Raw genomic sequence first — 19,374 nt, forward strand, 5'->3', positions numbered from 1 at the left:
TTTTCCTCACTTGTCTCACGTCAGAATTTCTCTGCGTCACTACTTGTCCGGCTGATGACACCCAAGATCTGGGTACTGCGCTGATCGCTACTTCTGTTTGTCTTTGGGGAGGCCGAGGAATCGCTCGGCGACCGTGTTCCGGTGGATCTCGTCGGTGCCGCCGCCGATGCGCATGCCCGGCACGCTCAGGACCAGTTCGGACCAGGCGTACGACTGCGGTGCCCCGGTGTCGGCGACCAGCTTCGGGCCGAGGACGACGCTGACCAGGTCGCTCAGCGCCTGCAGGTTCGCGGTGAGCGCCAGCTTGCCGAGTGACATCTCGGGCCCGGGAACACCGTTGGCCTTGAGGTTCGCATCGGCCCGCGCACGCATGGCCTTGGCCGAGGTGACACCGGAGTAGACCTTGGCGAAGGCGTCGACGACCACCGGATCGTCGCCGCGCCCGAGGTCGGCGATCCAGGCGGCCAGGTCGTCCATCCGGAACAGTCCGCTGCCGCCGCTGGACGAGCCGCCGATCGCGTTGCGCTCGTGCATCAGCATGGCGATGCAGACTCCCCAGCCCTCCCCGACCTCGCCGAGCCGATACTCGTCCGGCACAACGACATCGGTGAGGAAGACCTCGTTGAAGTCGGCGGCACCGGTGATCTGGCGCAGCGGCCGGACCTCGACACCCGGTGCCGTCATGTCCACGGCGAAGGCCGTCAGGTTCTTGTGGCGGGGGCCGTCGGAGGTGCGCGTCAACGCGATGCCGACCTGCGAGTAGTGCGCACCCGAGGTCCACACCTTCTGGCCGTTCAGCACCCAGTCGCCGTCACCGTTCTCGCGCACGGCCTTGGTACGGACCGCGGCCAGGTCGGAGCCGGCGGCCGGCTCGCTGAACAGTTGACAGCCGACCACGTCGGCGCGACGAAGACCTTTGAGCCACTTGTTCTTAGCAGCAGGGGAACCGAACTGCGCCAGCGTCGGCGCAACCATGCCGAGACTCACCGACAGCGGCCCCTTGGACGGGATCGGAAAGCCGCGTTCGACGGCGGCGAACGCCCGCTCGTACTTCGGCGGCAGGCCTGCGCCACCGTCCTCGACGGGACCGGTGATCCACCCGTAGCCGGCGTCGTAGAGCGCGCGCTGATACTCGACCGCTGCGGCGATCTCGTCGTCGGTCGACCCGGAGAACAGTGCGTATCGCGACTTGACCGGCTTCGTCGCCGCCGCGTCGCCGCGATCACGGGTCAGCGAGTCCAGGAACTCGCGCGCTCCGTGGGCGAATTCGTCGACGCTGGGAGTCATTCGATCACCATTCCATCACCGTTCTCGGTCATCTGCGTTCCAATAAGGTCTAGTACCCGACCATCTAATCATAGAATATCTGGGTTGCGATAAACAATGGTCGAGTCGGGACCACGAAGTTCCCGCAGGCCACCGCGGGTCGAGCCGGCCAGACAGAGACGGCCGCGTCCAAGCACGTCGAGACGTGTGGACGCGGCCGTTCGCTCCGGCTGCCGACGAGCCGGCGACCTCAGACGAGGGTCAGCAACCGGCGATAGATCGCCGATGCCGCCAGATCGGTGGGAGCCGCGGTCAGCGTGGAGCGCAGGTTCTCCAGGGTCGTCGTCGCGACCTTGGCGAGTTCCTCGTAATAGGCCTGGTACGACGCGTAGTCGACGACCGGCGGGGGTGACGGCAGTTCACCGGGCAGCCATCGCCGGGCGTCGGCGAGTCCGGTGGCCAGCGCATCGGCACGCGCCACGAGTTCGAAACCGACGTTGTCCCAGTCGAACTGAGCCAGGACGGCGCGGATCTCGACCAGGCGCGATCGTGCGTGCTCGCTGGTCAGCTCGGGCGCGATGGTGTCGCCGAGGATCGCACGGATACCCGAGATGACCTCCGACGGTTGCGGTCTCACAACGTCACTTCCTGTTCTCCGGCCAGCATGCCGGTCTCCGCCAGTGCCAGCCGTTCCACATAGGTGGTCGGGCCCGCCGGGCGGTCGGTCTCTCCGTCACAGAAGCCGCGGACACCCGCGAGGGCGATGACGGCCAGCCGGAACACACTCATCACCTGCCAGAAGTGCAGTCGCGGCCGGTCGACCTCGACCCCCGTCGCCGCCGACCACCGCTGCAGGAAGTCCTCCACACCCCACCGGCCGTCGATGAAGTGCTCACGCCGGTAGACCGAGCAGGTGTACCACCCCAGGTCGTCGTGGGCGTCGCCCAGATGCGCCAGCTCCCAGTCCAGCAACGCCGTCAGCGCGCCGTCGTCGACGAGGACGTTCGCGGGCCGGAAGTCACCGTGGACCAGGGCGACCGGCGCCGGTGCGGGCCGGTGACGGCGCAGCCAGGCCAGCACCTCGCGCAGACCCGGGTGCGGTTCGAGTTCCACCCGGTCCAGTTCGGCTGCCCACCTGTCGATCTCGACCACCGCGGGATCTCCGGGGACTTCCAGCACCTCGGTCAGGCCGGTCGATTCGATATCGACGCGGTGGACCTCGGCCAGCAGATCGGCGATGGCCACCGCGAGGTCGACCTGTGCGGGGACGCCGATCTCGAGCGGATCCTTGCTGCGCAACACGGCCCGGTCGGCGCGGCCGCTGAGCCGGTCGACCACCATCGCCGGACGTGCGAGTCGTGTGCCGTCGTCGAGGGCGTGGACCGCGGCGACCGGCAGGCCGGTACGTCCGAGGGCGCGCAGCAAGGCGTACTCGACGTCTCGCGGGGTGTCGACGACACCGCGTTCGGGTTCACGGCGCAACAACAGCGCCCTGGTGACCCGGCCGTCCGGGGTGTCGAACTCGGCGTCGAACGCCCAGTTCTCCTGGGAGCTGCCGCCACCGAGCCGGACCGGGGTGGTGAGGTCGGCGATGCCCTGGTCGGCCAGCATGTCGAGCAACGCCGCGCGCATGTCGGAGACCATCGGCTCAGGCCTTGGGACGGGCGGGCGGGAGTGCCTCCGGGCGGCTGGGTGGGAGTGCCTCCGGGCGGTTGGGTGGGAGTGCCTCCCCGTAGCGGCCGTAGCCGGGCAACACCATGTACTCGACGATGCCGTAGCCGACGGAGTCGTTGTGCCGCACCTCGACGAGGTGATCCGAACCGGCCTTGGCGTACCGGTAGAAGTTCGACCGGTCACGCAGATCCCAGGTGTCGTGCTCGGCGGTCAGCTCGCCGCGCCAGTTGCCCTGTTTCCAGCCGTTCCAGCCCTCGTAACCGCCGCCGCGGAGGTGAGCACGGGCGGGGCGCGCCGTCAGTTGTAGGTCGATCGTCTCGCCGCCGTGCAGCGTCAGGCGCACCTGGCCACCGACCAGTGTCGGTGCGGCCGCATCCTTCTCCCACTCCAGATCGTGGTCGACGCCGACGATGACCGGCACCTCGCCGTCGCTGTCGAGTCCGGCGGCGATACCCGCGGAGAGGTAGACCGGCCGGCCCGGCTCGGACTCCTGCAGATAGAGATGGACCGCGAAGTCGGGAAGCTGCAGCGGCGCGAACAGCAGCATCTTCCACTCGGGCCGTTCACCCGGCGGCTGGCCCTCGGCACGCGGCAGCGGGCGGGTCCCCCACGAGTGGTCGCGTTCGCACCACCAGCGTTCCGGCGTCACCTCGATGGACTCGCCGGAGGGAGTGCGGATCCAGCCGCTCGCCCGCCCGTGCTGGACGTAGCGGATGGCGTCGTACGTGGCTCGTGCGCGGCTGATCTGGAAGAAGCGCCCCTCCAGGATGGGTTCGAACGTCGCGGCGAAGGTGATGTCGAAGGAGAGTCCGGAATCGTTGTCACCCAGCGTGAATCGCAGTGTCCGCATGGGTTCGACGATCTCGCAGGCGAAGTCGCCGACGGTCATCTCATGGCTCTGCGGGAGCAGCGACCGCGACAGGCGGACGTTGGTCTGCTCGCCGCCGGAGGAGAAGCATGCGAACGCCTCCATCACGTCCTGGTTCGGATAGCGTCCCAGTCCGAGCGTGAGAACCGTGTCACCGGTCTCGGTGTCCTGGAAGCTCACCCAGTACCGCTCACGCCACGACGGATCGCTCGTGGCGACCATCGCGTGGGTGAGTGCGGTCTGGTGCGTGAAGTATTCGTCTGCGGGGCTGAGGAACATGACTCAGGCCTCCTTCGTCGGTTGCGTGGATGCGGCAGCCTCGATGAACGCCGACTTGATCGCCTTCTTGTTCAGTTTCTCCCCGGCCAGCGTCGGCAGCGGAGAATCGCCGATCTGCCACAGCGAGGGAACCTCGAAGTACGCCAGCGTCTTACGGCAGTGCGCCACCAGTTCCTCGGAGGTCACCGGCTGGCCTGCGCGGTGGGTGACCGCCGCGGCGAGTTCTTCGCCGAGATCGTCGTGGGGAACGCCGAAGACCGCGGCCTCCACGACCGCCGGATGCGACAGCAACGCCTGCTCGACGTGCACGCACGCGATGTTCTCCCCGCCGCGGATGACGATGTCCTTGCTGCGCCCGTCCAGGTAGAGGTAGCCGTCGTCGTCGAGATGACCGAGGTCACCGGTGTGCAGCCACCCGTCGGCGTCCACGGTCCCGTCGTCGATGCCCAGGTAGCCGAGCATGATCGTGGGAGCGCGGACCAGCACTTCCCCGCTGCCTGCCTCGTCGGGGTTGTCGATCCGCATCTCCACCACCGGATAGGGCCGGCCGACCGTTCCCGGGCGCTGCTCGAGGTCGGCGTTGCCCGCGACGGTCATGAAGCCGCCGGTCTCGGTCATGCCCCAGGTGTTGGCCAGTCCGCGCTTCTTCAGCTGCGGGAGCTTGGTGACCATGCGCTCGAGCAGGGCCGCGGGCAGCGGCGCGCCACCCAGCGGGAACGACCGGAGGCTCGACAGGTCGTGGTCGGCGAACTCCGGATGCTCGAGCAGACGCACCGCCATCGTCGGTACCCCGCCCCAGCTCTGCACCCGCTCGGTCTCGATCAGGTCGAGGATCTCACCGGCGTCGAACTTGCCCCGGGTGAGGACCAGCCGGCCACCGATGATCAGGTTGGTGAGGATGTTGGACACACCGCCGATGTGGAACAGCGGCGTGCACACCAGCGTCACGGTCTGCGGCGTGTCGGGATCGAGGTGCTGCGGGAGCCGCCGCGAGCGGGCCAGCAGGTTGTGCTGGTTGGCGATCACCGAACGGACCGAGAGCTGCACGGCCTTCGGCGCGCCCGAGCTGCCCGAGGTGAACAGGATCAGCGCGGTGCTGTCGAGGTCGACATCGGACACCGGCTCGACGGTCCGTGTGCTCTCCCAGCACGATTCCAGCTCGGCGATCTCGCGTACGGCGGTTCCCGCCGGGATGGCCGCGGGCGAGTCGGTGAGGACCAGTGCGGGCGCGGTGACCTCGATCGCGTGCGCGATCTCGCCGGCACTCCACCACCGGTTGGCGTAGACCGGGACCGCGCCCAGCCACCAGGCCGCCCACGTGGCGAGCGCGAACTCGGGCCGGTTGTAGCAGTGCAGCATCACCCGGTCGCCCCGGGTCACACCGGCCTCGGCCAGCAGGGCGGCGGCCGCCGGGACGGCGTCCCGGAACTGCGGATGCGAGATCCGCCGGTCACCTTGGACCAGGTAGTCGCGACCCTCCCAGCGGCCCGTCGACTCGAGGACGGCCACCAGCGACGACGGGGTCTGGGCGTACACGCGGCCGGGATGGCCGGCGTAGTGCCCGTCCACGACGTCCTCGCCCCAGATGATCTCGCGGGTCATGCTCACGCTCCGGTCCATCGTCCTTCTCTCTTCTCCTTGAATGCGTTGACCGCCTCCACCGCGTCGGCGCTGCGATTGGACAGGGCCTCGAGGTAGAAACCGGTGTCGAGGACCTGGTCGGTGTTGGCCGCCAGCACGCGGTTGAGGGCCCGCTTGGTCAGCTGGGTGGCGATCGGCGGGATCCCGGCCACCTTCGTGGCCAGCTCGAAAGCCTTGTCCCGCAGCTCTTCCGGCGAGTCCACGAGATCGGTCGCCAGTCCGAGTTCGACCGCTTCGGTGCCGGTGAGGGCCTCACCCCAGAGCAGCTTGCGCTTGGCGCGGGCCAGGCCCGCGCTGAGCGGCCAGGTGACACAACCGCCGTCGCCCGCCACCAGTCCCATGTGGACGTGCGGATCGGCCAGCTTGGTGGCCGGTGAGACGACTACCGCGTCGGAGGTGAAGATCAGGCTGGTCGCCACCCCGAAGCTGCTCCCCTGCACTGCGGTGACCAAGGGTTTCGGGAAGTCGGCGAACGCCCGGAACAGCCGGCGGCCGTCGTCGACGCCGCGAAGCAGCACGTTGAGGTCGGCGTGACCGGCCAGGATCGTCTCCATGTCGCCGCCTGCGGAGAAGTGCTTGCCCGTCGAGGTCCACACCACGGCGCGGACCCCGGTGTCGCGGGCCAGCCCGATCAGCACCTCCGGCAACTCGTTGACCAGCGTGTCGTCGAAGGCGTTGAGGGTGTCGGGCCGGTTGAGCCGCAGCTCGGCGACGTGGCCGTTCCGGTGCACTTCAACCGCGTGGTGAGTTTCTACCGCGTCGGTCATGTCTCTCCTTGCAGGTGGGTCTGTCGGTGGGCCGGTCAGCGCGGGTCGGTCAGATCCGTTCGACGATCGTCGCGGTCGCCATCCCGCCACCGGTGCACATGGTCACCAGGCCGGTGGACAGGTCCCGGCGCTCGAGCTCGTCGATGACGGTTTGGAAGAGCATCGCACCGGTGGCACCGATCGGGTGCCCCAATGCGATGGCTCCTCCGTTGACGTTGACCCGGTCGGGGTCGATCGCCAAATCCCTGATCACCTTCAGCGGTACCGCCGCGAAGGCCTCGTTGATCTCCCAGAGATCGATGTCGTCCACGCTCATCCCGGCCTTGCTCAGGCACAGCTGCGCGGCCGGGCCGGGTGCGGTCAGCATGATGACCGGCTCGGCGCCCCGGACAGCCGCACTGACCAGGCGCGCCCGCGGGGCGAGGCCGTGGGCCTTGGCGTACTCGTCGGAGGCGACGACGATCGCCGAGGCGCCGTCGACCACACCGGACGAGTTGCCGGCATGGTGGACGTGCGCGATCTCGCCCGCCTGCGGGTAGGTCTCGCGGCACATGTCGTCGAAGGAGCGGCCACGGTCGTCGCGCGGCTTGCTCCCCGACCGCGCGAAGGATGCCGGCAGGGCAGCCAGTGATTCCACGGTGGTTCCGGGGCGGGCGTGCTCGTCGCGGTCGAGCAGCAGGTTGCCGTCGGCGTCGCGGACCGGGACGAGGCTTCGGGCGAAGCGGTTCTCCTTGATCGCCTGCGCGGCGAGTTCCTGGCTGCGCACCGCGAAGGCGTCCAGGGTCTCCCGGTCGAAGCCTTCCAGGGTGGCGATGAGGTCGGCCGAGATCCCCTGCGGCACCAGCGGATAGCGCTCGCGCAGGCGAGGGTTGTTGGCGTCGAGGGGCTGTCCGTAGGTGTGGCGCGACATCGACTCCACACCACCGGCGACCACCACGTCCTGCCAGCCGGAGATCACCCCGGTGGCCGCGGTCATCACCGCCTGCTGGGCGCCGCCGCAGAAGCGGTTGATCGTCAGGCCGGGCACGGTGACCGGCCAGCCCGCGGTGAGCGCCGCCGAACGTGCGATGTCGTTGGCGTGATCACCGGCGTGCTCACCGTTGCCCATCACCACGTCGTCGACGTCGGCGGGGTCCAGGCCGCGCTCGGCCAGTGCGGTCAGGAGCCCGCCGAGGAGCTCCTGGGGGTGCACGTCATGCAATGCCCCGGAGGGCTTGCCCTTGCCGCGCGGCGTGCGGACTCCGTCGATGATCCAGGCTTCGCGCATGTTGTCTCCTCGAGAATGTGTTTGGTCGGTGTGCCCGGCTCCCGCATGTGATCGGTATGCCGTGGCGGGGTCGTCAGAGCGAGATGAGGTCGTGTCCGAGCCGGTCGTCGCGTAGCGCCGCCCCGAGTTCGCCGTGCAGTGCGGCGGTGCCGCCCAGGAGCGGTTCGAGCGTGAGCGCGCGTCGCAGATGGCGGTGGAAGTCGTGCTCCCAGGTGAAGCCCATACCGCCGAGCAGCTGCTGGCAGACCCGCCGCGCGGTGGCGGCGGCGCGGTTCGCCGAGGCCTTCGCCAGAGCCGCGCTCTGCGGGCTGCCGTCCTCCCAGGCGGCCGCGGCCGACAGTCGCGCGACCTGATGCCACAGATGGACGTCGGCCAGTTGATGTTTGACCGCCTGGAACGAGCCGAGCGCCTGGCCGAACTGCTCCCGGGAGAGCACGTGCTCGACGGTCATCGCCGCCATCGCACCGGTGACGCCGGTGAGTTCGTGGGCCAGGGCCAGTCGGCCGGCCGCGAGCATTGCTTCCCAAGGGTTCTCGGCGCCGGCGGTCACTTCGCCGGCGACGGTGAACTCACCGCGGATTCGCGCCGGAGCCCACGTCGGGTCCAGTGGATCGCCCGCGTCGACGGCCGGGGCCGCGACGAGCACCAGTCCGGTTCCCTCACCGGTCTCGGCAGTGGCGGCGACCAGCACCGGCCCCGTCCCCGGGGTGACGACGCCGTCGACGACGACCGAGTCGCCGTGCCGGCGTCCGGGGACGGCACGGCCGCGAAGCGCCGGAAGCACCACCCGGGTGCCCGGGTCGACCCCGGTCGCACCGGCGGCATGGATCATCACCGCGTCGAGCATCGAACCGTGTGCGAGCAGTTCGCCCCAGAGGGGGAACAGCGTGCCCACCGCGACCGCGGGTTCGTCGTCGAGGAGCTCGGTCCACCCGAATTCCTCGACGGCGCCGCGGGCGTTCTCCGGATCTGTCTCCAGTGCCCGCCGCAGGCTCTCGGTCACCTGGGTGATGTCATCGGCATCCATTCGCAATCCCTCGCTCTCAGCGTGGTAGGCCGAGCAGGCGTTCGGCGATGATGTTTCGTTGGATCTCGGCCGCGCCGCCGTAGATCGACGATGCGCGGCTGTACAGGTAGTCGTTGCGCCAGGCGCCGTCCGATCCGGTCTCCGTCGATCCCAGGACGACCTCGTCGGCGGCACCCGACAGCGCGGCGTCGAACAAGAACTTCTCTGCGGTGGACATCGCCAGCTTGTCCAGCGAGGTGGTCGAGCCGACGGGATCACCCGCCGAGAGCGCCCGTACCGTGCGCCGGGACAGGACCCGCAGTGCCATCAGCAGTTCGTAGCTCTCGCCGAGCACCTCGTCGTCGACGCCGCCGGTAGCGGCGAGATCGTCGAGCCGGGAGCGCAGCCAGATCTGACGCTGCCAGGCCGCCGCGCCGCGTTCGCCCGCGAGGACGTGCATCGTGACCGCCCAGCCGCCGTCGGGTTCGCCCAGCAGACGGTCCTCGGGGATGAAGACGTTGTCGAAGAACAGCGAGCAGAACTCGTCGTCGCCGTTCATGCTGCGCAGCAGGCTCACGGTGATGCCGGGGGTGTCCATGTCGAGCAGGAAGGCCGAGATGCCGCGATGACCCGAGTCGACGGCACCGGTCCGGGCCAGGAGGACGCACCGGTCGGCCAGCTGGGCCCAACTCGTCCAGATCTTCTCGCCCGAGACTCGCCAACCACCTTCGACAGCAACGGCTTTCAAGCGCAGGGAGGCCAGGTCGCTACCCGCTCCGGGCTCGGAGAATCCCTGGCACCACGTCTCCTGGCCGCTGAGCAACCGGGGCAGCACATGGGCGGCCAGCTCGGGCCGGGCGAACTCGGCGACCGCCGGGCCGAGCACCTCCTGGGTCGCGAAGGAGAACGGCGGCGGATATCCCGCGGCGGCGAGTTCCTCGCTGATGATGCTACGCAGGATCGGCGCACCACCCAGGCCGCCCATCTCGGTCGGCCACCCCAGGCGAATCCATCCGGCGTCGAACAGCATTCGCTGCAGGAGACGCAGCCGCTCGAAGATCTCCGCGACCTCGCCACCGGTCCGGCGGAACTGCTCGAGTTCGGCGCCGTGCTCGGTCATCCAGGCGCGGAAGCCGACCCGCGCCTGCTCCACGGTCTCGGGGACCTCCAGATCCACCGCGGCACCGGTCACGTCTGTATCTGTCACTGCCGCACCGGTCATCTGGCGGCCACCTCTCCGTCGCTCATGATTCCACCCGCCGCGGACCCGGACATCCGAGAAGCGGGCACCCAATCGGCCAGGACCGCCTCGGTGTCCTCACCCGGCACCCGGGGGCCGGTGGGGACCGACGCCGGGGTCCGACTGAAACGCGGTGCGGGCGCCGGCTGGTCGATACCGTCGATCTGGACGAATCCTTTACGTGCCGTTACATGTTCGGCCTCGGCGACCTCCCACGGCGACAGCACCGGCGAGACACAGGCGTCCAGTCCGGCGAACACCTCGGTCCATTCGGCGCGGCTCCGGGAGGCGAAGACCTCGGCGAATCGGGCCCGGAGCGTCGGCCAGCCGTCGCGATCGAGCTGTCCGGGCAGATCCTCGCCGTCGAGGCCGAGCCCGATCAGCAGCTGGGCGTAGAAACGACGCTCCAGCGCGCCGACGGCCATGTGACCGCCGTCGGAGGTCTCGTAGGTGTCGTAGAACGGGGCACCGCCGTCGAGCAGGTTGGTGCCCCGCTCGTGCGACCAGTGCCCGTCCGCGTTCACGCCGTGGACGAAGGCGGTGAGCAGCGCCGCGCCGTCGACCATGGCGGCGTCGACGACCTGGCCCTTGCCGGAGGTCGACCGCTCGTGCAGTGCCGCCAGGATTCCCACGGCGAGAAGCATTCCGCCGCCGCCGAAGTCACCGACCAGGTTGAGCGGCGCGAGCGGACGTTCACCGGCGCGACCGATGGGGTCGAGCGCGCCGGCGACCGCGATGTAGTTGATGTCGTGGCCCGCCAGGGACGCGAACGGCCCGTCCTGTCCGTAACCGGTCATCCGCGCGTACACGAGGCCGGGGTTGACCGCCTCGAGGTCGGCGGGACCCAGACCCAGCCGCTCCATGACGCCGGGACGGAAGCCCTCGACGAGCACGTCGGCGGAGGCGGCGAGCCGCCGCACCAGGGCGACTCCTTCCGGCGTCTTGAGGTCGGCGGCCACCGAGCGCCGGCCGCGTACCAGCGGATCCCGCGGACGGCGGGGGGTGCGTCCGGGCTTGGCGGGCCGGTCCACGGTGACGACGTCGGCACCGAGGTCCGACATCATCATGCAGGCGAACGGCGCGGGTGCGGCGCTGGCGATCTCCAGTACGCGCACGCCGTCGAGCGGTCCTGACATCACTACTCCCTCTTGGGTTGTCGACCTGTTCAGGCGGGTCGGCGGTTCAGTCGGTTCGACCGGTCAGACGGCGGGCTTCTCGAGGATGTGAACGGCGCAGGCCGATGCCAGGCCGATCACGTGGGTCAGACCGACCTTGGCGCCCTCGATCTGGCGGTCACCGGCCTCCCCGCGGAGGTGGGTGGCGACCTCGTAGAGGTTCGCGATGCCGGTCGCACCGATCGGATGCCCCTTCGACAGGAGTCCGCCGGAGACGTTCACCGGCGTCTTGCCGTCGCGCATCGGAGCACCCGAGTCGATGAAGTCGCCGGCACCGCCCGGCTCACAGAGCCGCAGGTTGTCGTAGTGGATGAGTTCGGCGGTGGCGAAGCAGTCGTGGAGTTCGACGAGGTCGAGGTCGTCCGGCCCGAGACCGGCGGCCTCGTAGGCCTGGTCGACCGCGAGCCGGGTGAGCGTGTTGACGTCGGGCTGCACCTGGCCGCCCTCGACCCACGGGTCGGAGGTCATCACCGACGCGGAGACCTTGACCGCACGCTTGCGCACGTCGGGGTCGAGGGTCTTGAGCTTGGCACCCGACACCAGGACCACCGCCGCCGCACCGTCACCGGTCGGGCAGCACATGGGCAGGGTGTTGGGGTAGCTGATCACCTCGGCACCGAGGACCTCCTCGAGGGAGAACTCCTTACGGTACTGGGCCAGCGGGTTCAGCGTGGAATGGAGATGGTTCTTGACCGCGACCTTGGCGAACTGCTCGGCGGTCACCCCATGTGCGAGAGCGTATTCCGTGCCGGCCTGGGCGAACACACCCGGCATGAGGCCGGTGCCGAGGAGCCCCTCGGTCTTGACCACCGAGCCATAGCGGCCCTTGGGGGTGAACACCTTCTTCTCCCCGGCCTTGCGCGCAGCGTTGCCGAGCATCCCCATCTTGCCCATCTTCTCGACGCCGACGGCGAGGGCCATGTCGCACTCGCCGGCCTTGATCGCCATCATCGCGACACGGACCGCGGTCGCCCCGGTGGCACAGGCGTTCACGACGTTGTAGACGGGGATGCCGGTCTGGCCGATCTGCTTCTGCAGACGCTGCCCGTTGTGCGAGTTGGCCTCGTACACGTTGCCGAGGGCGAGCAGGCCCATGTCGGCCAGCGACTGACCCGAGTCGGCGATCGCCTCGAGCGTTGCCTTGGAGGCGAGATCGAGCAGGTCGAGCTCGGCGAAGCGGCCGAACTTCGTCATCGAGGTGCCGATGATCCAGATGTCGTCGGTCATGTTCATGCTCCGATCGGTTCGTATCCGAAGGCCACGGCCTGGGTTCCGTCGTCGTCGACGCCCGCCTCGAAGGTCACCAACCGCACCTTCATCTCGGGTTCGATCCGTGCCGGGTCGGTGACACCGATCAGATTGGCCTTGACGATGCCGCCGCCCTGGAGCTCGACCACCACCGACGTGTACGGGCCGGACTTCGAGCCACGCTGGACCACGGTGTAGGCGCGGACGATGCCTTCGTTGGAGAGCCGGCGGGTGCCGAAGTTCGTGCCGAAGCACTTCGCGCAGGCGTTCCGCCGGTCGAAGTACAGTGCGCCACAATCCGCGCACTCCTTCGACACGAGGTGGGGGTCGTCGCCCACCACGAGGTAGTCGACTGCCGGGATGGTCTGGGTCATCGAAGCCTCACTATCGGTTCTCGGCCATTGGGCCCTTGAGATAAAAGTAGAGTACTAGAGTATTTATCACGCGACAATATCCGCGTCGGCCGAAACCGCCGCACCGCACGAGGAAAGGCATCACATGCTGTTCGAACCCCAGGCCCAGCCGTCGTCGCCCGAGGCCACCCTCCAGCTGGTGTACGACCGCCAGCAGATCATCGAGGTCCTGCACCGCTATGCGCGTGCCATCGACCGGTGCGACGCCGAGTTGCTCAAGACGGTGTACCACCAGGACGCCACCGACGCGCATGGAACCTTCGACGGCAACGCCCACGAGTTCGCCGACTTCATGGTGCCTCGCATCAAGGCCCAGACCACCTACTCGGTACACCATGTGACCAATGAGCTCGTCACCATCGACGGAGACCGCGCATATTCCGAATCCTTGCTGTTCGGATACCACCGAATCCCCGGCGGCTGGGACTCGGTCAGCAAGTTCTTCGACGAGGAGTACGCCGAGAAGGCCCGCGCCGAAGGCACTCTCAATGGCGAACACGAGTACGTGACCGGTGGCCGCTACCTCGACAAGCTCACCAAACGCGATGGCATCTGGCGCATTTGGCGTCGCCAGATCACCGTCGAGTGGAACCAGTGCCGCCCCTCGTCGCAGCTGCTGACCGGCGGTCGCGCCGCCTACGACATCCCCGGCGCGCGCGACGAGAGCGACATGAGCTACCGACTGTCCTTCGACGATTTCGACGACGACATCGCCTGACGAAACGGCCTCGCCTGCGCTGAGGCGCCGGCGAGGCCATTTCGGGTTCCGTACTAGCGGTTGGTCCGCCCCAGATCCACCGGCAGCTGAATCCCGGTGATGTGACGCGCCTCGTCGGAGCAGATCCACGCGACGGCCGCCGCGATGTCCTCGGGCTCGCTTCGACCGTCCGGCAGCGTCGGATAGAGCAGCGGGGCGAGGTCGGGCCGGGTGGCCATCGCCACACCCAGGTCCGGCGGGTTGAGGTCGGTGTTCACTCCGTACGGATGCACCGAGTTCACCCGGATACGATGTGCGCCCAGCTCATTGGCGAGCGACTTGGCCAGGCCGGTGACGCCGTGCTTTGCGGCCACGTAGTCGGCGATCATGGGCAGGGCGGTCAGCCCTGCCACCGAACTGGTGAAGACGATCGCACCGCCGGTCCCCTGCTCGAGCATCGTCGGGATGGTCGCCTTCGCGGTGAAGAAGGCCGCGTTGAGGTTGTTGTCGATGGTGGCACGCCAGTTCTCCACCGAGATCTCCCAGGCGGGCGCCGCGGTCGTCATCCCGGCGTTGGCGCTCACCACGTCCAGCCGGCCGAGTTCGCCGACCGCGCGCTGGACCGCGTCGGCCAGCGCGTCGTAGTCGGTGGCGTCGACCTCGGCGGTGACCACGCGTCGTCCCTGCGCCTCCACCAGACGAGCAGTCTCGGCGAGGTCTTCGGGCGTCGACCCCGGATATCCGGTGGTCGGGAGGTCACGGCAGAGGTCGAGGCCGATGATGTCGGCCCCCTCGGCGGCGAAGCGCACGGCCTGCGCACGCCCGATGCCGCGCGCCGCCCCGGTGATGAGGACGACCTTGCCCACGTGTCGCCGGGCTATCGGCTCGGAGGGAACCGGTGCTGCTGGAATCTGTGCAGCCAGTACTTGCGGATCGATCGTCATCGCACTCCCTGGTCATTGTGACGACTGTGCCAACACCCCGATGCTATACTATTAGAATATTTATAACGCGACTTTCTTCGCGGGACTTCATATGCGAGAGGCGATTACCGTGTCCGAATCCTCGAGTCGAGAGCTCACCCCCTTCGATCCCGGTGCCATCGGCGCCCGGTCGACACCCAAGAAGGTGTCGTGGACCTCGCGCGACTGCATGCTCTACGCACTCGGCGTCGGCGCCGGCACCGACGACCTGGCGTTCACCACCAACAACACCAAGGGCGTCGAGCAGCGGATGGTGCCGACCATGCCGGTCACCCTGGGCGTCGACTTCAGTGTCCTCAAGGCGGCCGGCCGGTTCGACTGGGCCAAACTGCTGCACGCCGAACAGCGGGTGGAGATCCTCGGCGACATCCCCGTCGACGGCGAGGCCGAGGCGGTCACCGAGATCACCGAGATGTGGGACAAGGGCAAGGCCGCGCTGATCGTCGCCCAGACCACCGGCACCTCCCCCGACGGAACTCCGTTGTGGCGCAGCTCCGCCGGCCTGTTCATCCGCGGCGTCGGCGGCTGGGGCGGCGAACGCGGACCCGCCGGCGCGGATGACACCGCCCAGAAGCAGGTCGCCGGCCCGGTCAAGACGATCAGCTACCAGACCCGCCCGGATCAGGCCCTCATCTACCGGCTCTCCGGGGACTACAACCCCCTGCACTCCGACCCCGCCTTCGCCGCCCGCGCCGGGATGTCCCAGCCGATCCTCCATGGACTGTGCACCTTCGGATTCGCCGGGCGCGCCGTCCTCGAGGTCGTCGGCAAGGACGCCGCACTGTCGTCGATGTCCGCGCGATTCGCCGGTCCGGTCTGGCCGGGCGACACCCTCGACGTCGACGTGTGGCGGCACGAGGACGACTCCGTCGGTTTCCGCGTGCGCGGACGCGACGACAAAGAGGTCCTCACCGGCGGAACCGCTTCCGTGAGGCAATGATGAGCACCCCGGGTTGGCAACCGCTGCTGGACCGGATCGCCGCCGAATCCGATCCGATCCGCCGGCGAAACCTCGAGGTGGTGGCGCGGCACGTGGTCGAGGAGGTCGCCGGCAACATGCCCGCGTTGATGGCCACCCTCGTCCCCGAACCCGAGTACGTCGTCTGGGGCGCGTCCGACAGCGTCGGGCCGTCCGGATATGACGAGGTCGTCGACTGGTACCGCAGGCTGCAGGCCGCCGACCGCAATCGCCTGGACTATGTCATCCACCGGGTGGTCGTCGACGAGAAATGCGTCGTCACCGAGGGCGACTTCCACTATGCGATCCTCGGCAGCGAACTCGGGGTCACCGAAACCGAAGCAGGAGAACCGGTCTCACCCGAGGAGTTCTATCTCGTCGGTCACCGCACCACCGTGTTGTGGCCGATCGACGACGCGGGCCTGATCGAGGGCGAGCACATCTACGCCGGTGAGCGCCACCGGGTGTTCCGCCGGCTCGCACCCGGCGAACTCCCCCACCTCGGTCCCCCGTCGCGGGCGACTCCCTAGTGTCAGCAATGCTGCCTCAGGCGTGAGGAGCGATAGCCGCCGGGCTGAGTAAGCGACGAAGGAGCGCATCAAAGTCGACGAGCCGCCCCCTCGCCGCCTGAGGTGCGAGGAGCGACGAGCCACCCCCTCGCCGCCTGAGGCGCGAGGAGCGATAGCCATTCCTCTGCTGCCTGAGGTGCGAGGAGCGATAGCGACGAGCCTCGAAGGCCTGGTGAGCCGACGTCGCCAACCCTTCGAGACGCGTCCTCCGCCGCAAGCTCCGGACAAACTCGTCCCCGTGAGCACCACCGGAGGGCACATTGCCCTCGGAAACCACTGAGATGGACGCGAATTCACCCCACCCGACCAACTCTGCAGGATCCACACCCGCAGCCCCAGTGCACGGCAACCCGATTGAGGTCGCGTGCGACATCAACCAGGGGTAACCGGCGTCAACTGACGGCCGCGAACCCACATCGATGTCGCACGCGACATCATTTCCAACTCGCCCATCCGCTGCGCCCGCAGGTGCAGGTGTTCACAGTTTGCCCAGTTCGTTCACATCAGTGAACGATGTTGTCATACAGCCGGTTTGACCCAGCAGCGAACTGTGGAGAAACCTCGCATTCGAACATGCGTTCGTGTACCTTGGAGTCATGGCGGACCGCACCACACTTCTCGACCACCTCATCGAGCAAAACCGTCGGTGCAACCCGTCCACAGTTCTTGTCAGGCCCCCGATGTAAAACTGAAGACACAGAACATTCATGACAGAGCAGCAGTCAACGACGGTCCCACTCACCGCTTGTACACCTCAGAAGAGGGATGGCTGCCGTCATGATCAACACCGACACGACTCCACTCGACGCAATCCTCGATCAGCTCATCGAGATCACCCCACCCACCGACGACCCCACCGGCCGAACAACTTTCGAACAGTTAGAGTTCTGGCGGTTGATACGCAACGTCGCCGACCACCAGATCGCAACGCATGCAGAAAAACTCGATGACCTACACGTTGCACAGAAGGCAGGGTCGACCACCAAGAAACTGTTGATCGAGATGGGATTCGCACCCGCAGTCTCCACACGCACCACCCGCATCGCCGACGCGATGGGCACATTGAGCAAGGTCGAGGCCTACGCCGCCGACGGACGCCTCTCCGCCGAGGTCGTCGACGCCATCGTGCGCGGCATGTCGACCATCGAGAAACGCTCCCCCACAGAGCTCTCCGCCGACGACCACGCCATCTACGAAACCGAACTCCTCACCCAAGCACTGTCTGGTGCCACCCCGACCGACCTCCAGAGACACGCCCAGACCATCGGCAACACCATCGCCGACACCTCCGACAACGGCATCCCCGCCAGCGACGACCGCACCCTGGACACGCTCTCCCACCACACGACCGACGACAGTCGCGTCGAGATCCACGCCAACGTCACCCAAGTCGTGGGCGAGAAATTCATCGCGATGATCGACGAACGCAGCACACCGCGCCCCGAACCCGACGGCTCCCCCGATCGACGCTCGGCCACCCAACGACGAGCAGACGCACTCGAAGTGCTCCTGGATCAGGCAGCCATGGGCGCCGCGATGGACACCATAGGCACTCCCAGAACCCAAGTGGCACTGACCATCCCCGCCGACGGCGGCAACCCAGCATTCCTCCCCTGGACGGGCTCTGTCACCCACGCCATCGCCCGACAACTGTCGTGTGACGGTTCCTTGACCGAGATCATCATCGACGACGAAACCGTGCCCCTGGCCATGGGCCGCGAACGCCGACTCTTCCCCGCCCACCTACGCAAAGCAATCATCATCCGCGACCAGACCTGCATCAAATGCGGTGCGCCACCCTCACACACACAGGTCCACCACATCCAACACTGGACCGACAACGGCGACACCGACCTCGACAACGGCTGCCTACTCTGCCAACGCTGCCACACCCAGGTCCACCACAACGGCTGGGACATCATCCTCGGCTACGACCGCCACCCCTGGCTCATCCCACCCGCCGACATCGACCCACAACGCCGCGCCCTACCCGCCTACAACCGACGCACCATGCGACTCGACGACATCGCCGCCTGACAGAGACTCTCGCGCAGCAGGTTTCGATACGGATCGTCGCAAGCTCCTCACCTACTCAACCAGCAGAGGCACCCGGCCACCAGCCGGGACCGCATCCGTACCTTGACAACTCCACAGTGAAAACACTGGCCGCCCAACCGGTTCCGTTCCCGCCCAGTGTCACCGGGCGGGAACGGAACCGCAGTCAGGCTCCTGTCGATGCCTCGGGGGCTGCGTCGTTGTCGCGTCCCGGCGGCGTCAGTTGCCGAGCATCGAGGGGAGTCGCTTGCCGATGATCTCCTCGGCATCGGCCATGATCGAATCGATCACCTCGCGGCAGCTGAGGACCTCGTCGATCAGACCCTGGGACTGACCGGCCCACCACATGCCGCCGTCCATGTTCCCCTCGCCGAGCACCTCGCGTCGCCCGCGTTCGCCCGCGGCCAGATGTGCGACGTCGGCGAAGGTCGCGCCCTCACGTCCGGCGATCTCGGCGATCTCCTCGGAGATCGCGTTGCGTGCCACCCGAGCCGTGTTACGGAACTCGCGGAAGACCAGGATCGTCGAACGCTCGTCGTTGGCGACGATCTGATCCTTGACATTCTGGTGCACCGGCGCCTCGGTGGTGGCGACGAAACGGGTGCCCATGTTGATCGCGTCCGCCCCGAGGGCCAGCGCGGCCGCGAGGCCCGATCCGGTGGCGAAGCCGCCCGAGGCGACGATCGGGATGCTGAGTTTCCGTGCCGCAGCGGCGATCAGGATCAGCCCCGCCACGTCGTCCTCACCGGGGTGACCCGCACATTCGAAGCCGTCGATGCTGATCGCGTCCACGCCGAGACTCTCCGCCTTGAGCGCGTGACGGACCGCGACGGCCTTGTGGATCACCTTGACCCCCGCCGCCTTGAACGCGGGCAGGTGCGGTGCGGGATTGGCACCCGCGGTCTCCACGATCTTGACGCCGCCGTCGATGATCGCGTCCCGGTACTCGTCGTAGGGAACCGGTTCCACCGTCGGCAGGATCGTGAGGTTGACCCCGAACGGCTTGTCGGTGAGATCGCGGACGCGCGCGATCTCCTTGACGAGATCCTCCGGGGTCGGCTGGGTGAGCGCGGTCAGACAGCCCAGCGCCCCGGCCTCGGCGACCGCCGCGATGAGTTCGGCCTTGCCGACCGCGGTCATGCCACCGCACACGATGGGGTGAGTGATGCCGAATGTGGTGGTGAATCTGGTTTCCAGCATGGGTTCCTCTCGGTAGTGGTCCGTCACAGCATCGAAGCGGTCCGGCGATGGGTGACCATCGCCGGACC

General features: G+C 68.0%; 18 protein-coding genes. 4 read left to right on the top strand and 14 right to left on the bottom strand.

The features are described from left to right. Positions 1-87 precede the first annotated feature (87 nt). The 12 genes from NWF34_RS16740 to NWF34_RS16795 form a co-directional block, all read right to left on the bottom strand. Complete coding sequence (locus tag NWF34_RS16740; protein WP_258325554.1) at positions 88-1,287, bottom strand: acyl-CoA dehydrogenase family protein; 1,200 nt, start codon at positions 1,285-1,287, stop codon at positions 88-90. Positions 1,288-1,516: 229 nt separating this feature from the next. Then, positions 1,517-1,903, bottom strand: coding sequence for a hypothetical protein (locus NWF34_RS16745; protein ID WP_024499861.1), 387 nt, complete (start codon positions 1,901-1,903; stop codon positions 1,517-1,519). Continuing rightward, positions 1,900-2,910 carry a phosphotransferase family protein gene (locus NWF34_RS16750; RefSeq protein ID WP_024499860.1) on the bottom strand — a complete coding sequence of 337 codons (1,011 nt, stop codon included), beginning with the start codon at positions 2,908-2,910 and terminating at the stop codon, positions 1,900-1,902. Before NWF34_RS16750 ends, NWF34_RS16745 begins: the two co-directional genes overlap by 4 nt. Positions 2,911-2,914: 4 nt before the next feature. After that, entirely contained in the window at positions 2,915-4,087 is a 1,173-nt protein-coding gene (locus NWF34_RS16755; protein ID WP_258325555.1) for a hypothetical protein, read from the bottom strand. A gap of 3 nt (positions 4,088-4,090) precedes the next feature. Then, positions 4,091-5,689, bottom strand: a complete 1,599-nt coding sequence (locus NWF34_RS16760; RefSeq protein WP_258325556.1) for a class I adenylate-forming enzyme family protein — start codon at positions 5,687-5,689, stop codon at positions 4,091-4,093. 2 nt (positions 5,690-5,691) lie between these two features. Continuing rightward, positions 5,692-6,495, bottom strand: a complete 804-nt coding sequence (locus NWF34_RS16765; protein ID WP_258325557.1) for an enoyl-CoA hydratase/isomerase family protein — start codon at positions 6,493-6,495, stop codon at positions 5,692-5,694. Positions 6,496-6,544: 49 nt separating this feature from the next. Beyond that, positions 6,545-7,762 carry an acetyl-CoA C-acetyltransferase gene (locus NWF34_RS16770; RefSeq protein WP_024499856.1) on the bottom strand — a complete coding sequence of 406 codons (1,218 nt, stop codon included), beginning with the start codon at positions 7,760-7,762 and terminating at the stop codon, positions 6,545-6,547. Between the two features lie 73 nt (positions 7,763-7,835). Further along, entirely contained in the window at positions 7,836-8,789 is a 954-nt protein-coding gene (locus NWF34_RS16775) for an acyl-CoA dehydrogenase family protein (protein ID WP_258325558.1), read from the bottom strand. A 16-nt stretch (positions 8,790-8,805) separates the two neighbouring features. Continuing rightward, complete coding sequence (locus tag NWF34_RS16780) at positions 8,806-9,975, bottom strand: acyl-CoA dehydrogenase family protein (protein ID WP_258325559.1); 1,170 nt, start codon at positions 9,973-9,975, stop codon at positions 8,806-8,808. Between the two features lie 11 nt (positions 9,976-9,986). Beyond that, on the bottom strand, positions 9,987-11,144 hold the full coding sequence (locus NWF34_RS16785; protein ID WP_024499853.1) for a CaiB/BaiF CoA-transferase family protein: 1,158 nt from the start codon (positions 11,142-11,144) through the stop codon (positions 9,987-9,989). A 63-nt stretch (positions 11,145-11,207) separates the two neighbouring features. Beyond that, positions 11,208-12,416 carry a thiolase family protein gene (locus tag NWF34_RS16790; RefSeq protein WP_202962340.1) on the bottom strand — a complete coding sequence of 403 codons (1,209 nt, stop codon included), beginning with the start codon at positions 12,414-12,416 and terminating at the stop codon, positions 11,208-11,210. Then, a complete protein-coding gene (locus NWF34_RS16795; RefSeq protein ID WP_258325560.1) occupies positions 12,413-12,805 on the bottom strand; it encodes a Zn-ribbon domain-containing OB-fold protein in 393 nt (130 codons plus the stop codon). Before NWF34_RS16795 ends, NWF34_RS16790 begins: the two co-directional genes overlap by 4 nt. Positions 12,806-12,929: 124 nt before the next feature. Between NWF34_RS16795 and NWF34_RS16800 the strand changes: the two genes are divergently transcribed. Next, positions 12,930-13,562 (top strand): nuclear transport factor 2 family protein, encoded by a 633-nt coding sequence (locus NWF34_RS16800; RefSeq protein WP_258325561.1) that lies wholly within the window; start codon positions 12,930-12,932, stop codon positions 13,560-13,562. A gap of 53 nt (positions 13,563-13,615) precedes the next feature. Here NWF34_RS16800 and NWF34_RS16805 read toward each other — a convergent pair whose 3' ends face one another. Further along, positions 13,616-14,485 carry a mycofactocin-coupled SDR family oxidoreductase gene (locus tag NWF34_RS16805; RefSeq protein ID WP_258325562.1) on the bottom strand — a complete coding sequence of 290 codons (870 nt, stop codon included), beginning with the start codon at positions 14,483-14,485 and terminating at the stop codon, positions 13,616-13,618. A gap of 109 nt (positions 14,486-14,594) precedes the next feature. Here NWF34_RS16805 and NWF34_RS16810 point away from each other — a divergent pair, with 109 nt between their 5' ends. The 3 genes from NWF34_RS16810 to NWF34_RS16820 all read left to right on the top strand — a co-directional run bounded on the left by NWF34_RS16810 (position 14,595) and on the right by NWF34_RS16820 (position 18,088). Further along, positions 14,595-15,464 carry a MaoC/PaaZ C-terminal domain-containing protein gene (locus NWF34_RS16810; RefSeq protein WP_258325563.1) on the top strand — a complete coding sequence of 290 codons (870 nt, stop codon included), beginning with the start codon at positions 14,595-14,597 and terminating at the stop codon, positions 15,462-15,464. Next, positions 15,461-16,012 (top strand): nuclear transport factor 2 family protein, encoded by a 552-nt coding sequence (locus NWF34_RS16815; protein ID WP_258325564.1) that lies wholly within the window; start codon positions 15,461-15,463, stop codon positions 16,010-16,012. The genes NWF34_RS16810 and NWF34_RS16815 overlap by 4 nt, the downstream gene beginning before the upstream one ends. An 816-nt stretch (positions 16,013-16,828) precedes the next feature. After that, on the top strand, positions 16,829-18,088 hold the full coding sequence (locus NWF34_RS16820; protein ID WP_258325565.1) for an HNH endonuclease signature motif containing protein: 1,260 nt from the start codon (positions 16,829-16,831) through the stop codon (positions 18,086-18,088). A gap of 237 nt (positions 18,089-18,325) precedes the next feature. Here NWF34_RS16820 and NWF34_RS16825 read toward each other — a convergent pair whose 3' ends face one another. Beyond that, positions 18,326-19,306 carry a nitronate monooxygenase family protein gene (locus NWF34_RS16825; protein ID WP_258325566.1) on the bottom strand — a complete coding sequence of 327 codons (981 nt, stop codon included), beginning with the start codon at positions 19,304-19,306 and terminating at the stop codon, positions 18,326-18,328. Between the last annotated feature and the right edge of the window lie 68 nt (positions 19,307-19,374).

The organism is Gordonia sp. GONU (assembly GCF_024733855.1).
GTDB lineage: Bacteria > Actinomycetota > Actinomycetes > Mycobacteriales > Mycobacteriaceae > Gordonia > Gordonia amicalis.

Coding starts and splice junctions, on each gene's coding strand:
- NWF34_RS16760 (WP_258325556.1), bottom strand. CDS start 5,689: ATGACCCGCGAGATCATCTGGGGCGAGGACGTCGTGGACGGGCACTAC.
- NWF34_RS16775 (WP_258325558.1), bottom strand. CDS start 8,789: ATGGATGCCGATGACATCACCCAGGTGACCGAGAGCCTGCGGCGGGCA.
- NWF34_RS16740 (WP_258325554.1), bottom strand. CDS start 1,287: ATGACTCCCAGCGTCGACGAATTCGCCCACGGAGCGCGCGAGTTCCTG.
- NWF34_RS16785 (WP_024499853.1), bottom strand. CDS start 11,144: ATGTCAGGACCGCTCGACGGCGTGCGCGTACTGGAGATCGCCAGCGCC.
- NWF34_RS16770 (WP_024499856.1), bottom strand. CDS start 7,762: ATGCGCGAAGCCTGGATCATCGACGGAGTCCGCACGCCGCGCGGCAAG.
- NWF34_RS16820 (WP_258325565.1), top strand. CDS start 16,829: ATGATCAACACCGACACGACTCCACTCGACGCAATCCTCGATCAGCTC.
- NWF34_RS16790 (WP_202962340.1), bottom strand. CDS start 12,416: ATGAACATGACCGACGACATCTGGATCATCGGCACCTCGATGACGAAG.
- NWF34_RS16750 (WP_024499860.1), bottom strand. CDS start 2,910: ATGGTCTCCGACATGCGCGCGGCGTTGCTCGACATGCTGGCCGACCAG.
- NWF34_RS16825 (WP_258325566.1), bottom strand. CDS start 19,306: ATGCTGGAAACCAGATTCACCACCACATTCGGCATCACTCACCCCATC.
- NWF34_RS16755 (WP_258325555.1), bottom strand. CDS start 4,087: ATGTTCCTCAGCCCCGCAGACGAATACTTCACGCACCAGACCGCACTC.
- NWF34_RS16765 (WP_258325557.1), bottom strand. CDS start 6,495: ATGACCGACGCGGTAGAAACTCACCACGCGGTTGAAGTGCACCGGAAC.
- NWF34_RS16795 (WP_258325560.1), bottom strand. CDS start 12,805: ATGACCCAGACCATCCCGGCAGTCGACTACCTCGTGGTGGGCGACGAC.
- NWF34_RS16800 (WP_258325561.1), top strand. CDS start 12,930: ATGCTGTTCGAACCCCAGGCCCAGCCGTCGTCGCCCGAGGCCACCCTC.
- NWF34_RS16805 (WP_258325562.1), bottom strand. CDS start 14,485: ATGACGATCGATCCGCAAGTACTGGCTGCACAGATTCCAGCAGCACCG.
- NWF34_RS16815 (WP_258325564.1), top strand. CDS start 15,461: ATGATGAGCACCCCGGGTTGGCAACCGCTGCTGGACCGGATCGCCGCC.